The 14,314-nt window shown below is 39.5% G+C and carries 13 protein-coding genes; 7 read left to right on the top strand and 6 right to left on the bottom strand.

All coding sequences use genetic code 11. The annotated features are described in order from the left end of the window. The first annotated feature begins 79 nt into the window (after positions 1-79). The 3 genes from H5115_RS06045 (at position 80) to H5115_RS06035 (ending at position 1,973) form a co-directional block, all read left to right on the top strand. On the top strand, positions 80-445 hold the full coding sequence (locus H5115_RS06045) for a PilZ domain-containing protein (RefSeq protein WP_002958114.1): 366 nt from the start codon (positions 80-82) through the stop codon (positions 443-445). A 53-nt stretch (positions 446-498) separates the two neighbouring features. Next, on the top strand, positions 499-1,407 hold the full coding sequence (locus H5115_RS06040) for a histone deacetylase (protein ID WP_138489502.1): 909 nt from the start codon (positions 499-501) through the stop codon (positions 1,405-1,407). 62 nt (positions 1,408-1,469) lie between these two features. Beyond that, the gene (locus tag H5115_RS06035) at positions 1,470-1,973 is read left to right on the top strand and encodes a TlpA disulfide reductase family protein (RefSeq protein ID WP_182754222.1); all 504 of its coding nucleotides are present in this window, start codon (positions 1,470-1,472) and stop codon (positions 1,971-1,973) included. Between the two features lies 1 nt (position 1,974). Here the strand turns inward: H5115_RS06035 and H5115_RS06030 are convergent, their stop codons facing one another. After that, positions 1,975-2,976, bottom strand: coding sequence for an AraC family transcriptional regulator (locus tag H5115_RS06030; RefSeq protein ID WP_182754219.1), 1,002 nt, complete (start codon positions 2,974-2,976; stop codon positions 1,975-1,977). Then, positions 2,960-3,880 carry a GGDEF domain-containing protein gene (locus H5115_RS06025; RefSeq protein ID WP_182754216.1) on the bottom strand — a complete coding sequence of 307 codons (921 nt, stop codon included), beginning with the start codon at positions 3,878-3,880 and terminating at the stop codon, positions 2,960-2,962. The genes H5115_RS06030 and H5115_RS06025 overlap by 17 nt, the downstream gene beginning before the upstream one ends. 297 nt (positions 3,881-4,177) lie before the next feature. Between H5115_RS06025 and H5115_RS06020 the strand changes: the two genes are divergently transcribed. The 4 genes from H5115_RS06020 to H5115_RS06005 all read left to right on the top strand — a co-directional run bounded on the left by H5115_RS06020 (position 4,178) and on the right by H5115_RS06005 (position 10,351). Beyond that, entirely contained in the window at positions 4,178-6,481 is a 2,304-nt protein-coding gene (locus tag H5115_RS06020) for a TonB-dependent siderophore receptor (RefSeq protein ID WP_182754213.1), read from the top strand. A gap of 61 nt (positions 6,482-6,542) precedes the next feature. Beyond that, on the top strand, positions 6,543-7,517 hold the full coding sequence (locus H5115_RS06015; protein WP_182754210.1) for a metallophosphoesterase: 975 nt from the start codon (positions 6,543-6,545) through the stop codon (positions 7,515-7,517). An 11-nt stretch (positions 7,518-7,528) separates the two neighbouring features. Continuing rightward, on the top strand, positions 7,529-9,511 hold the full coding sequence (locus tag H5115_RS06010; protein ID WP_182754207.1) for a phytase: 1,983 nt from the start codon (positions 7,529-7,531) through the stop codon (positions 9,509-9,511). A gap of 174 nt (positions 9,512-9,685) precedes the next feature. Beyond that, on the top strand, positions 9,686-10,351 hold the full coding sequence (locus tag H5115_RS06005; protein ID WP_182754204.1) for a hypothetical protein: 666 nt from the start codon (positions 9,686-9,688) through the stop codon (positions 10,349-10,351). Positions 10,352-10,452: 101 nt separating this feature from the next. Here the strand turns inward: H5115_RS06005 and cyoE are convergent, their stop codons facing one another. The 4 genes from cyoE to cyoB are packed head-to-tail and all read right to left on the bottom strand — an operon-like array spanning position 10,453 to position 14,314. Beyond that, positions 10,453-11,337 carry a heme o synthase gene (gene cyoE, locus H5115_RS06000; protein ID WP_002958102.1) on the bottom strand — a complete coding sequence of 295 codons (885 nt, stop codon included), beginning with the start codon at positions 11,335-11,337 and terminating at the stop codon, positions 10,453-10,455. A gap of 9 nt (positions 11,338-11,346) precedes the next feature. Then, complete coding sequence (gene cyoD, locus H5115_RS05995) at positions 11,347-11,703, bottom strand: cytochrome o ubiquinol oxidase subunit IV (RefSeq protein ID WP_002958101.1); 357 nt, start codon at positions 11,701-11,703, stop codon at positions 11,347-11,349. Next, a complete protein-coding gene (cyoC, locus tag H5115_RS05990; RefSeq protein ID WP_002958100.1) occupies positions 11,703-12,329 on the bottom strand; it encodes a cytochrome o ubiquinol oxidase subunit III in 627 nt (208 codons plus the stop codon). The genes cyoD and cyoC overlap by 1 nt, the downstream gene beginning before the upstream one ends. Next, a complete protein-coding gene (gene cyoB / locus H5115_RS05985) occupies positions 12,326-14,314 on the bottom strand; it encodes a cytochrome o ubiquinol oxidase subunit I (RefSeq protein ID WP_024596558.1) in 1,989 nt (662 codons plus the stop codon). Before cyoB ends, cyoC begins: the two co-directional genes overlap by 4 nt.

The raw sequence follows: 14,314 nt of genomic DNA, 5'->3' as shown, positions 1-14,314 counted from the left end.
GGAGCACATCTTGCTAGCATGTAGAGAATTACCCGCTATGCTTAATTTATTATAAAAAACAGTAAGGCTAAATTAGGTTATGCAAAATCGTCGACAGTTTTCTCGTGTGCTATTTTCAACTAACGCTCTGTTATGTTTTGATAGCCAACAGTATCCGTGTAAATTACTCGATCTGTCGTTACATGGCGCGTTGGTTACTAATTGTGATGCATTTATTGGCAGCCACAATACGCAAGCAATACTGCGTTTTACATTGCCTCAAAGCGATATAGAAATAAAAATGGAAGTAGTGATTTGCCATATTGAAGCCGATCATATTGGTTTAAAATGCCATCACATTGATATAGACAGTATTACTTATTTAAAGCGTTTAATAGAGCTAAACTTAGCCGATGATGAGCTACTGCATCGCGAATTAGCGTCACTTATTAATGACTCACAATAGACTCATTCTCTTAAGTTGATTACCATAGCGCAAACTTTATAAAGCTTGTAAATATGCGCTTAAATCCTCATTTACCTTTGGTATACCATCCTAACTACTCGTTTAGCTTTGATCCTAAGCATCGCTTTGTAATGAGTAAATTTGCACATTTATATCAACATGTTGCAGAGCTTGGTTTAATCGGCAGTAACCTAGTTGAGCCAATATTAGGCACGCCAGAGCCCCTTGAGCTTGTGCATTGCGATAATTATATCCAAGATTTATGGCACAACCGCTTAGATGAAAAAGCAATGCGTCGCATTGGTCTACCTTGGTCAAAAGAGCTTATGGCACGTACATTTACAGCCCCTCAAGGAACGCTTCAAACAGCCCGCTTAGCACTTAAACACGGTATAGCGTGTCATCTTGCTGGTGGTACACATCACGCACATAATGACTTTGGTTCAGGTTTTTGTATGGTTAACGATTTGGCCTTTACCACGCAAACTTTAATTAAATCGGGTGAGGTAACTAACGTACTTATTTTTGATTTAGACGTGCACCAAGGTGATGGCACTGCTGCAATGTTACAGCATCAACCCTATGCGTATACCTGCTCTATCCATTGTGAAAAAAACTTCCCCTTTAGAAAGTCCGCTAGCGATTTAGACATTGGCCTGGCAAATAATATGAAGGACGACGAATACCTTGCCATAGTTGACGAAACACTAAGTTATTTACTTAAAGAGCTAAACCCAAGCTTAGTACTTTACGATGCTGGCGTTGATATTTGGCAGGGTGATGGCTTGGGTAAGTTAGATATTAGCTGGGATGGCATAGCTAAACGTGACCATTTAGTATTAAAACGCTGCCTTGAACACAATACACCTGTAGCTACTGTGATAGGTGGAGGTTACGATAGAGATCACCTACGCCTCGCTAAACGCCACGCTATTGTTGTTGAGCAAGCTGCTGGCTTTTAGTTTGAAATAAAAATGTTAAATTATCGTTCTTGTTTGATATGTAAAATAAAAAAGAGCATATTATGAAACAGCTATTTATTACCATCACGCTAATTTTATTAAGCTTTACAGCTTACGCACAAGATACAAGCTCAGAAGCAACATATCCTAAATTGCCTACATTAAATTTACAAATGGCTGATGGGTCGCCACTCAACACTCAAGATTTATTAGGTCAACCTTACGTTTTACACTTTTGGGCAACGTGGTGCCCGTACTGTAAAAAGCTACAGCCAGCACTTCAAAAAATTGATGATATGGGCTTAAAAGTTATTGCCGTGAGCTTTAAAGAAGATGACGATGCTACTCCCGCTAAAGCACTTAGCGAAAGAGGTTATACTTTTAAAACAGCTGTAAAAGCCGATGCAATAGCACAGCAATTAGATATACGAGGCACACCTACTACATTGTTTGTAAATAAAGAAGGCAATGTAATTTGGCTGACTAATACGTCAAATCCAGAAGATCCAAACCTACATTTAAAGGCACGAACATTGTTGCACTTCATAGACATGGCAACTGAGTAACTTATTGCGCTTTTAGCTGATTAGGTGTTAAGCCTGTCCAGCGTTTAAAAGCGCGCCGAAAGTTAGGTATATCGTAAAAAGCTAAATGCTCAGCGACTTGTTCGTTATGTTTAGCGCACAGAGTAAGTAGGTAAATAGCTTTGTGCTTATTTTGCTCATCTATTAACGCTGAAAAGCGTACCCCATTGAGTTTGAGCCTGCGCTTAAATGTAGCTGAACTCATAGCAAAGTGCTTCGCGGTACACTCTAAATTAGCACTTGGGTGAGAGTATAAGTATCTGCAAACGGCTTCAATAAAAGTCATGCTAACTACGCTTTTATTATGTAGCTGCGACTGCGCTTGCATAAATCGTAATTCACTCGCATGCGGGTTTTTAGCCCTTAACATGGTTTTATTTAATACCCAGCGAGTACATGGCTTATCAAAACTTACCTTTAGCCCTAAATTTTGTTCGTACTCTTGAATATGCCGAGGGCGTTTAAAAGCAAAGTCGAACTGACAATGCGGATAACTTTCGCTCACTCGTTTAAGTAAACTATAAAATGCCGTGCTGTATATCTCTAGCACATAGTGGTAAAGGCTTTCATCAAGCCCATGTGCTGGCTGAATGTAAATATAAACATTATCGTTTTTAATATATGTTTGGCTAAACAGCAAAGGCGCTAATTGCATTCTTAAAAGTGATAATTGCTTTAATACTTGAGCTAAATTATCGCTATATATTAATGCCAGAGCTTCGGCTCGCGTGTCGTTAATAAGTTGGCTACCGAGTAAAAAACCACTGTCAGTACTTTTCATCAACAACTTAAATTGAGCTAATAAACGCACCTGCTGAGACACACTAAATGTATGCTGAAAATTAAGTAAGTCTTGTTCAAAAATACCGGTACCGCGTAGCAGCTTATGTAAATTTATGTTTCGGCTTTGAGCAACCTCTACAGCTGACGAAATAAGCCCTTGAGCACTTAAATATTTATCGTCTTGGCTAACAAACGTGTGCACGATGCGCTACTTTTTGTTGATGCTTTTTTTGTTGTAATTGACTATGCAGTTGGCTTGTTAGTTTATCTGTACTGCTATGCTTATTACCTTGTATTAAGGCGGTAGTGACATATTGAAACTTTGCTTTTTTAGATGCTTCAACTTTAAATGCACAATGCTTTAGAGCTCCTTTAATTTGTGCCATTAGCTCTTTAGCTTGCTGCTCTGTAGTGGCTGGCATCAATACCATAAAGCAATCTCCTGCGTAGCGGCACACTACATCACTTAGTCGGCAATTCATTAGCAATAGCTCGCTAATTTCACGCAGTAACCGGTCGCCCTCACTAAAGCCAAACTCACTATTAAAATGCGAAAAATCACGAATATCAATCGCGCCAAGCCAGAGTGGTTGTTTGCTCGTAAGTTGCTCTTTAATTGCAGAATCTAGGTACTGCGCTTTATAAAGGCCCGTTATTGGACACACCTTATCGTACTCACGTAAATGCGCTTCACGGCGGCGTAGCTGACGATTTAATACGTACTGCTCTTGATGCCAATAATACAAACCCACACTAGTTAACAACATGCCTAAAGGTGCTGGCAGAGATTCAATCCAACTGAGCCATTGATGGGCGGGATGCATTAGCCATTCATCAAGTAAATCTAGGGTTGCCGAGAACATAAATAACCCAACACCTATTACTAAGTAAGTGGTTACTTTACTCGGTGGTCTTGAAATTAATAACGCGGTAATCCATACAAGAGTCATTAATACAATACCGCCCTCCCCCATAATATCGAGCCACTGAATACTGGCGTAAGTTTTTAATACACCTAAATAACTACTTAAAAACACAGCGCTAAAAAACATCGCAATAATAGCGTTTATTAATAATCGGTGGCTGATAAAGGGGTTAAATCGCATGTGCGGTATCTCGTTTATAAATGAGTTTTAAAGTTAGTTCATACAAGTTTTTGTTAGCAGGGTCATATTAGCTCAGCTATATGACAACGAGATGATACCTACTTTAAAAACAGCCCTGCACGGTACATAACACCTGACTTTACGAGGAGTGATAAAAGCTCAATACACTCTATATATTGCTCAAACACCTCTAAATACATGTATTTAACCTAAACACTGTCACATTTACGTAATCAAATATCTTTAGCTTGCTCGCCATACCAAGAAACAAACCAGCAATAACCAAGAGCAAATACAATGAAAGACTTTAAAATAAAAGCACTGGTAGCCGCATTAGCCTTATGTAATTTGACGGCTTATGCAGAAGATGATGCAAAAGAAACCGAAAAAAAAGATATCGAAGTTTCTGACAAAATTGTTGTATACGGTGAAATTGGCTACAGAAACCGCTCAGACGAACTCGCACCAACCTTGGAGTATTCACAAGAGTACTTTCAACGTTTTGAACCATTGACCGCAGGCGATGCATTAAAACGAGTACCCAGTGTTACATTTTTATCGGATGTGCTTGAATCGGATGGTGCACGTATGCGGGGGTTAAGCCCTGCTTATACAAAGGTGCTTATAAACGGTGAAGAAGTACCTGGCGCTGGTGCCGATCGTTCATTTTTTGTTGACCGAATTCCGGCTGAGTTAATTGAACGCGTTGAAATAATTCGCTCATCAAGTGCTAACCGCTCAGCCGATGCTATTGCGGGCACATTAAATATTGTATTGCGCGATGGTTACAGTTTAGATGGCGGTTACTTGCGTGCTGGTGGCTTGCTTTATGACGATGGTGAATTTAAAGAAAGCTTAGCTGCAGTGTACGGTACTGAATTGGCTGGTGGGCGCTTATTACTTGGTGCAAATTTACAAGGCAGATATAACCCAAAACAAAAAAATAGTTTGCGCTACGGCGATAGCCCTGAAAACAATATAAACTTTCAAACAGAAGAATTTGATAACCGCGAAGACCAATCTGACACTCGCGATGGCGACGACACGTCACTTAACTCCAGCTACGAAATTGTTTTTGACGACGATAGTCAGTTTAATATTAGCGCTATGTGGGTTGATACAGAGCGTACTGAGGATGAACGTTCATTTGAATACAACGACCCAACTGCAACCAATAACGATATTGTAAATGGCGGTAACTTAGAAACAGATAATGCGAATGTTAAATATATTGACCAAACTAATTACAACATCAATACCGCTTATGAATTTCCACTACTAAGTGGCACAAGTAAGTTTAAATTTGGCTTTGCTCGGTTTGAAGAGTCTGTTTATGAGGAAGAAGTCGAATTAGATACCTCAGAGCTGCCGATGGTATTTGAAGAAGAGCAAACTAAAAGTGAAATAGATGATAAAGAATGGACTCTACAGTGGCAACACAGCCAACCTTGGGGTGACAGCAAAGAAATTCAGTTTGGTGCATTTTTACAAAATAAAAAACGCGACAGTGAAATTTTAGAATCGCAAAACGAATTAGAACTTGCACTTACCAGTTGGGAGCAATACGCAGCAACACCTTTAACGCTTGCTACATTTAATAGCGAGTACGAAGCGGTTACTGGTGGTGTAAATACTTTAGAAGAAGATCGCTTTGACTTATTTGCCCTTGTTAAGCACAAAGATGATTTATTTGCTTGGGAGCTGGGCGTTCGCTGGGAGTCTACCGATTCTAAAATTAATGATAAAACAATTGGCGTGAGCGAAAATAATAGTTACGACTTTATCCTCCCCTCGGCACACTTTCGTTATAACGTTAGCGAAAATGGGCGTATAAGTGCATCGATTGCGCGTAGTTTACGCCGCCCTGAGTTTGATTTTTTAACGCCGGCACTTATCGAAAAAGAGCTTGGCGATAACGACCAACTAGGGAACCCTGAATTAAAACCAGAATCAGCTTGGGGTATGGACTTAGGCTACGAGTATCGCTTAGGAAAAAGTGGCGTTGTAGGTATTAATTTATTTTATCGCAAAGTAAATGACCTAATAGAAATAGCAAATACAGGACAAGAAGGCTCTGAGGGCGAAGGTACATTTGTACTGCAACCAAGCAACACCGGCGATGGTAATGTTAAAGGAGTTGAGCTTGATTTATCTACTCCACTTGGCGCATTTAGCATGCCTAATACGGGTGTATTTTTAAACTACTCATGGCTTGATAGTGAAGTAACCGATTTTTTTGGAACTCGCAAATTTAACGACCAATCAGACTACGTTTATAACGTTGGGTTTATTCAAGACCTACCCGAACTCAAAGCTGCATTTGGCGTAACTTACCGTAAGCAAGGTGATGCCTATGGACGTATTGTAGGTGAAGAAATAACTACATCTTACAGTGCCGACTTTGAAGTGTTTTTAGAAAAACGTTGGGAAGATGTAACGCTACGCTTGGTGGGTTCAAACCTACTTGATGCAAGTAAAGACGAAACCTTTAATAAATTTGATACCGTTGAAGATCAGTTTAGTAGAAGCTTTGATGAGTACGAAATTGAATCTGAAGAAGCGGGACCGGTTTATCAACTTATGCTGCGTTACGCGTTTTAAATAAGTTTATGAGGTAGTGCTAATCACTTTATTTAGCGCTGCCAAACATGAGAGAACTATAATGATAAAAAAAACATTACTGCTAATAACACTTGGCTTATGCAGTATACAAAGCGTATTGGCAAACGTAACGTACACCGATGTATTATACGAGCAACAAAAAATTGCCAACTTGACGGTGCTGCCTAAGAGCTTAAATTTTACGGTTATTGGTGATTGGGGTCATAACGGGCACTTTTATCAAAAAGACGTAGCACACCAGTTAGAAATAGCGATGTTTCAAACGGATGGTGATTTTACTATTTCAACTGGCGATAACTTTTATCCCAATGGCGTGGCAAGTGTTAATGACCCGCTTTGGCAAAGTGCCTATGAAGATATTTACCATGGTCCACATACATTCGAGCCTTGGTATGTAGTACTGGGTAATCATGATTATTTAGGTAATGCGCAAGCACAACTTGATTACAGTAAAAAAAGTCAGCGCTGGAATTTAACTGCACGCTATTACAGCAAAACCTTTACTTTAAAAGGTGGCGAGCAGATATTAATGGTGTTTTTAGACACTAATACTTTAAACCCTGAATACAAAACACGCGAAAAATACAAAGCAACTCAAGGGCAAAACAGCCAAGCGCAATTAACATGGTTAAATAGCCAACTCTCAAATAGCCAAGCTCGATGGAAAATAGTGGTTGGTCATCACCCACTTTATAGCAGTGGAAAACGTTATGGACTTACTGAAGGTTTACGTAATTTACTCGAGCCCATATTTGAGCAAAATGGTGTGCAAGCATACATAGCAGGACACGAACATGACCTGCAACATAACCAAATATATGGCAGTAAACTCGACCACTTTGTATCTGGTGGTGGTAGCGAAGCGCGTTACGTAAAACAGCGTGAATTTACGCGTTTTGCAGAAGCTACTCCAGGATTTTTGAGCTTTTCGATTAACAATGAAGCACTAAAAGCAACGGCTATTAACTATAAAGGCGAAGTGCGTTACAGCACTCAAAAGCGCTTTGACCAATAAAGGGTTACAACATGAACTTTAAATTAAAAACATCTATTAGCTTAATTGTAAGTAGCTTAGTGCTTAGTACATTAAGTGCGTGTAGCAATAGTAATATGGCTACAAATACGGCAGTAAAAAACACATCCGATAAAATAGTCATTAATAGTACTGAGTTTGGTCCAACAGATAACATGCAAGGCTCACAAGCGGCATGGTTAAATAATAACAATTGGTTGCTAGCAAGCGAAAGCAAAGGCTTAGTGTTAGTTGAAAGTGAAACGCAACAAAGCCGCATTATAAAAAAAGGTAACTTTGAAGCGCTTGCTGTCACTAAGCTAACAGCACACTCATTTTTGGTTGCAACTATTGATAACAATCAAGATAACGTTGTTATATTTAAGCTTGAGCACACTCAAAGTGGCTGGGATACAATTGAACTAACGCGTATTAACCCACCACAAGCACAACCCGATACGGTGTGTTTATTTGCTAATAAAGCGAGTGAATCAATATCGGCATTTGTACCTGATGTACGCGGGCTAATTACCGAAACTATTATTTTTGATACAGCGAATAATAAAGCGGTTAACGTAAATGTACGTGAATTTTCTGGCGTTAGTGAGGCGTCGGGTTGTGCTGTAAGTACAACAACAAATACCTTATATGTAAGTGAAAGCGAAGTAGGCATTTGGGCAATAAACGCGAACGCGGAATCGCAAGCAGATAAAAAACCGATTGCTTTAGTCGCCCCCTTTGGAAAGTTACACAGTGAACTAGGAGCTATTTCAGCTTCGCAAGATGGTATTATCTGGTTTACTAGTACCAAAAACAATACTGTGTATGCTTATGATCCAATTAGTAAAATGCTTAATAACTGGATGTTAAATGGTGACTTGAGCTTGGAATCGGTAGCGGTAAATTACACAAGTAACAACGCGGCAACGGCAGTGCTGTATAACGACGAAACAGGCGCTTATATTAAAAGTACATTACCTGTAACACCTATCAAAAAACCATTAAAAACCAACACTCAATCAATCACTCAAATAAAGGCAAGTGCACAAACGGCCCCCGTTCAAGCATTTGGTGATGCAGCAGACGATCCGGCAATTTGGGTTAACCCTAAAAATGCAGCAAACAGCTTAATTTTAGGCACTGATAAACGCCGTGGACTAATGGTATACAACCTAAATGGCAAGCTTGAACAGTCACTTGAAGTTGGTCGTTTAAATAACGTGGACCTGCGACAAAATAGCACCATTAAAAACAGTACCAATACATTAATAACCGCCAGTAACCGAACACTTAACGGTATTAGTGTATTTACAGTACAAGCTAATAATAGTGTGAAGTACATTGCTGATATTAATACCAATCTTGATGAAATTTATGGCTTATGTATGTACTCGTCAAATACGGGGAACTATGTATTTGTAAATGATAAATCGGGGCTATATCAGCAATATAAAATCAGTGAGAATAACGAAAAAATAACAGGCAAACTTGTTCGCGAGTTTAACCTACCAAGCCAACCAGAAGGCTGTAGTGCAGATGATGAACTAGGACAATTATTTGTAGGCGAAGAAGATGCCGGTATTTGGTTTATAGGTGCAGAGCCAACGGCAGGAAGTACACCGGTTATGCTACAAGGTATAAATGAGCAACTTGTTGATGATGTTGAAGGTATGGAAATTTACCACAGCGACAAAACACGTTATTTAGTTGTTTCCAGCCAAGGTGATAACAGCTACGTACTGTATAAAATAAATAATGGTACTCAAGGCATTAAAACACCTAGCTTAGAGTTTGCAGGTAAGTTTAGTGTAATAAGTGATTTGGTTAATGGTATTGATGGCTCATCAGAAACCGACGGGTTAACAGTAACATCTAAGTCTCTTCCGGGTTATCCTGAGGGTATTTTAGTTGTACAAGATGGTTATAACCGTATGCCACAGCAGCCTCAAAACTTTAAAATAATAGATTGGCGAGAAGTAAAAAAAGCAATTAAGTAGTGCTTATTTAGTCGCCATTATTTTAATGTCGCTTTGAGATTACCTTGAAATTGTATAAAAGGCTCATTTGAGCCTTTTATACAATTCTTTGCAGTTAAGTATTAAGTGTAATTAACTCAATGTAATATATATTTTTATACTACAATTTAAGCTCATAAATTAATTGAGATTATAATGCGCCTACTACTTACTTTATTACTAATCACTTTAAATGGCTTTGCCGCAGCTGAAGAAGAAAAAGCAGAACTACCACCGGTAGACCCCGCTTACAATGCTGAGCACCCTATGGCTTTGGTTAATCAAGGCTCGTCTATTATTGCAATGAATTTACCCACATATAATTTACCCAATGATGTGCAAGTTGTTTATAAAATAGGGAATCCCGATGTCGCACTCTTAAATTTTGTTAGAAATGCGGAACTAATAACGGTTAAGCCACAAGCGTTTAATATTCAGCATTTAATGCGTGGTGAAGAAATTACAATTATTGCTGATATTTATGAGGGTGATTATAGAGAAGGTGGCAGTTTAATTTACTCAAAAAAAGAGCTTGAGCTTAGTAAGCAACTGTATGCCAGAGAGCTAAAAGATTTAAGTGAATCATCGCAATGGCAAGATTACGACATGATTAATCTAGGCGGTACTGAGCGTATTTATATTCATAAAATTCAACAAGCGCCGAGCTATAACCATCTTATTTTTGTCGATTTAGTTAATGCATGTATGCAAAAGCTTCGTACCTCAAAACGTGTCCCAGCTGAAAATGAGCTTACCTATAAGTTTATTAATTGCGGCACGCTTAAACCACTTTATTACAATGTTGATGATTTTAGAAAGTAAAAGGGCGAGAGTACTGATGTTCAATTATTTTAATATTTAGGCATAAAAAAAGGCCCTTTCGAGCCTTTGGATTAACTTTGGAATAGTTAAAAATTTTTAAATTAGGTAAGCGTTAATAGCTGTGGAGCAACGCTATGGTAATCAACAGCCATAGCAATGCTTAACGCTGTAATATTAATAATTGAAAATGCGAACACTTTACGTGCCCAGCTACTCATATCAATATTACGACGATAACCACGTAGCGCCATTAGCAACCACCAAAAGCTGGTAATACACGCCACAGCCATAAAAGCAGCTCCTGTGTAGCCAGTAATTGGCAGTAACATCACCACTAATGCGTATACAGCAATATAAAGTACGATATGGCGCTTTGCTTTATCAATACCTTGCGCTACTGGTAATACAGGAATACCTGCAGCTTGATAATCTTTAAAGCGAAAAATAGCAATAGCGTAAGAGTGCGGCATTTGCCACAAGCTAAACATGACTAGCAGTATTAATGCGCCCATATCGAACTGCCCTGTTACGGCGCAGTAACCTACTACTGGCGGTACAGCGCCAGAAAGGCTGCCTACAAAAGTGCCATATACTGAGTTGCGTTTCATGTAGAGGCTATAAACCCCTACATAAATTACGTAGCCAAAGGCTGCAAAAAATACCGCGGCTTGAGTGGTGTAGGCGATAAGTAAACCAAAGCCCACAACACCCAATAAAATACCGTGACTAAGTGCAGCAAAGGCCGACATTTCGCCCGTTACTGTAACCCGCGTACGAGTACGCGCCATGGCCACATCTATGTCTCTATCTATAACATTATTGATAGCGCAACCTGATGCAACCACTAGCGACAAACCAATTAATGTGGCAATCATTAACCATGGGTCTATATCACCGCGCGAAGCAAGTAAAAACCCGCCCGCTACGCTGATCAAATTGCCCATAATAATACCCGGCTTTGTCACTGATAAATAACGACGAAACATCTTCAACTCCTAGTACATCATCATTGCGTTAGATTCATAAATGATCCAAACAGATAACCCAACAACCATTACGATGATCAGAGCACTGAATAGGAATGAGAAAGTACTTGCACGGCCATCTTCGGTGGTAAAATTAAGGTGTAAAAAGTATTTTAAATGCACCCAAATTTGTACGATTGCTAAAGTAACAATGCTCCAAAGCGTTGTTGCTTTTGAGAAGTCACCTTCCATTACCATGTAAAACGGTATAGCAGTTAAAATTACCGATAGCACAAAGCCAATTAAGTAAGTTTTAACACTGCCATGAGATTCATCATGATGATCACTTTGCGTTTGCTTTAACGCATGCGTTTCGCTGTGGCTCATTACATTGCTCCCATTAAATAAACAACGGTAAATACACAAATCCAAACAATGTCTAAGAAGTGCCAAAATAGGCTTAAGCAGCTTAAACGCGTTACGGTTGCTTTACCTAAGCCGCGTTTAGCAACTTCAATCATCATTATGGTCATCCAAATTAGACCCGCTGTTACATGTAAACCATGTAAGCCAACTAATGAGAAAAACGATGTTAAAAAGGCACTTTGTTGTGGACCATTGCCATGCACAATTAGGTGATGAAATTCGTATACTTCCATACCAATAAACACAGCACCTAAACAAAACGTAACAAATAACCAAGTCAGTGTTAGTGCCTTTTTTTGCCCTTGAGCGGCAATCATGGCAAAACCAAAAGTAATACTACTAATCAGTAGTGCTGCAGTTTCTACTGCTACAAAGTCGAGTTCAAAAATATCTTTACCCGATACGCCACCGGCTGTGTTCATAAATAATACAGCGTAAGTGGCAAAAAACGAGGCAAACAGTAGGCAATCGGTCATTAGGTATAACCAAAAACCAAATACGGTATCACCCGAAGTATCGTGGTGATCATGCGCGTGGGCATGATCATCGTGTGATACAGAGTCTAAATTTGCAGAAAGTGTACTCACGCTTTTAACTCCTTAACGCCACTTGAATTATATGCAGCTTCAATGCGTGCAATTTCATCAGGTTGTATATAGTAATCAACATCGCTGGTGTAACAACGTTTGATAAATATGGCAATTCCGCCTACTAGTCCAACAACAGCTAACCACCAAATATGCCAAATCATTGCAAAACAAAATACTGTTAAACTTGCTGCCATTAACACGCCAGCTGATGTGTTTTTAGGCATATGAATAGGGCTATAGTTTGCTTTATCTTGATATGCTTGACCTTTTTCTTTCATATCGGTCCATGCATCAATATCATCGATATGTGGAATTGTTGCAAAGTTATAAATTTGCGGAGGTGAACTTGTTGCCCACTCAAGTGTGTGGCCGTTCCACGGATCGCCTGTTGTATCGTCAAGCGCTTCACGGTCTCTAAAGCTCACATATAATTGAATTACCTGGCTGATAATACCAAACATAATAATTACAGCACCGCCTGCGGCAATGTATAACCACATGTTCCAATCTGGGTTGTTAGTGTGGTTTAAGCGACGTGTCATACCTAAGAAACCAAGTACGTACAGCGGCATAAATGCTACGAAGAAACCAATAATCCAACACCAAAATGATGCTTTGCCCCATTTTTCATTAAGTTTAAAGCCCATTGCTTTAGGGAACCAAAATACAAAACCGGCCAGGTAACCAAACACAGCACCACCAATAATTGTGTTATGGAAATGTGCTATTAAGAATAAGCTGTTATGCAGTACATAATCGGCGCCAGGAATGGCAAGTAATACACCGGTCATACCGCCTACGGTAAAGGTAACCATAAAGCCAAGAGTCCAAAGTACCGGTACACTAATACGTAAACGACCTCGGTAAATAGTAAATAACCAGTTAAACAACTTAACCCCAGTTGGTACGGCAATAACCATAGTCATTACCCCAAAGAACGCGTTAACGTTAGCACTTGAGCCCATAGTAAAGAAGTGATGTAACCAAACAATAAAGCCTAAAATTGAGATTGCACCGCTGGCATAAACCATCGATTTGTAACCAAACAAACGTTTACCGGCAAAGGTCGAAATAATTTCAGAAAAAATACCAAACGCTGGTAATACTAATATGTATACCTCAGGATGACCCCATGCCCAAAACAGGTTGATGTACATCATGGCGTTACCGCCCAATTCATTGGTAAAGAAGTGGAAGTCGAGATAACGGTCAAGCGTTAGCATTGCAAGTACAGCAGTTAAAATTGGGAATGATGCTGCAATTAAGATGTTTGCCCATGTACATGCCCATGTGAAAATTGGCATTTTCATTAGGGTCATACCTGGTGCACGCATTTTAAACACGGTTGCTAAAAAGTTTACGGCTGTTAGCAGTGTACCTAGCCCGGATATTTGCAAGGCCCAAATATAATAATCGACCCCCACCCCAGGGCTGAAGGTCAGCTCCGAAAGCGGCGGATATGCCACCCAACCTGTTTTTGCAAACTCACCAAACACAAGTGATAAGTTAATTAAAATTGCACCACTGGCTGTAAACCAAAAACTTAAATTATTTAAAAATGGAAAAGCAACATCGCGAGCACCAATTTGAAGTGGTAATACGATGTTCATTAGACCAATCATAAATGGCATTGCCATAAAGATGATCATGATTACGCCGTGGGCAGTAAATATTTGGTCGTAGTGTTCTGGTGGTAAATAACCTGGCGCACCACTGGTAGCAAGTGCCAACTGCGCACGCATCATTATTGCATCAGAAAAACCACGAAACAGCATTATTAGTGCTAAAAGAATATACATTACGCCTAAGCGTTTGTGATCAACAGACGTGATCCAGTCGCGCCAAAGCACGCCCCATTTTTTATACTTTGTAATAAGCCCGGCAATAATAAGCCCAGCTATCGCAATAACCGACATCGTGAACACAAGAATTGGCTCATGAAACGGAATTGCGTCGAGTGAAAGATTACCTAATAACGACAT

Source organism: Pseudoalteromonas sp. SR44-2 (assembly GCF_014163745.1).
Taxonomy (GTDB): Bacteria; Pseudomonadota; Gammaproteobacteria; order Enterobacterales; family Alteromonadaceae; genus Pseudoalteromonas; species Pseudoalteromonas distincta.
The sequence above is the reverse complement of the archived record's forward strand: the minus strand, read 5'-3'. Positions and strand labels throughout refer to the sequence as shown.

Bases quoted from the DNA above. Each gene is read 5' to 3' on its own strand.
- H5115_RS06045 (WP_002958114.1), top strand. From the start codon at position 80: ATGCAAAATCGTCGACAGTTTTCTCGTGTGCTATTTTCAACTAACGCT.
- H5115_RS06040 (WP_138489502.1), top strand. From the start codon at position 499: ATGCGCTTAAATCCTCATTTACCTTTGGTATACCATCCTAACTACTCG.
- H5115_RS06035 (WP_182754222.1), top strand. From the start codon at position 1,470: ATGAAACAGCTATTTATTACCATCACGCTAATTTTATTAAGCTTTACA.
- H5115_RS06025 (WP_182754216.1), bottom strand. From the start codon at position 3,880: ATGCGATTTAACCCCTTTATCAGCCACCGATTATTAATAAACGCTATT.
- H5115_RS06020 (WP_182754213.1), top strand. From the start codon at position 4,178: ATGAAAGACTTTAAAATAAAAGCACTGGTAGCCGCATTAGCCTTATGT.
- H5115_RS06015 (WP_182754210.1), top strand. From the start codon at position 6,543: ATGATAAAAAAAACATTACTGCTAATAACACTTGGCTTATGCAGTATA.
- H5115_RS06010 (WP_182754207.1), top strand. From the start codon at position 7,529: ATGAACTTTAAATTAAAAACATCTATTAGCTTAATTGTAAGTAGCTTA.
- H5115_RS06005 (WP_182754204.1), top strand. From the start codon at position 9,686: ATGCGCCTACTACTTACTTTATTACTAATCACTTTAAATGGCTTTGCC.
- cyoE (WP_002958102.1), bottom strand. From the start codon at position 11,337: ATGTTTCGTCGTTATTTATCAGTGACAAAGCCGGGTATTATTATGGGC.
- cyoD (WP_002958101.1), bottom strand. From the start codon at position 11,703: ATGAGCCACAGCGAAACGCATGCGTTAAAGCAAACGCAAAGTGATCAT.
- cyoB (WP_024596558.1), bottom strand. From the start codon at position 14,314: ATGTCGTTATTAGGTAATCTTTCACTCGACGCAATTCCGTTTCATGAG.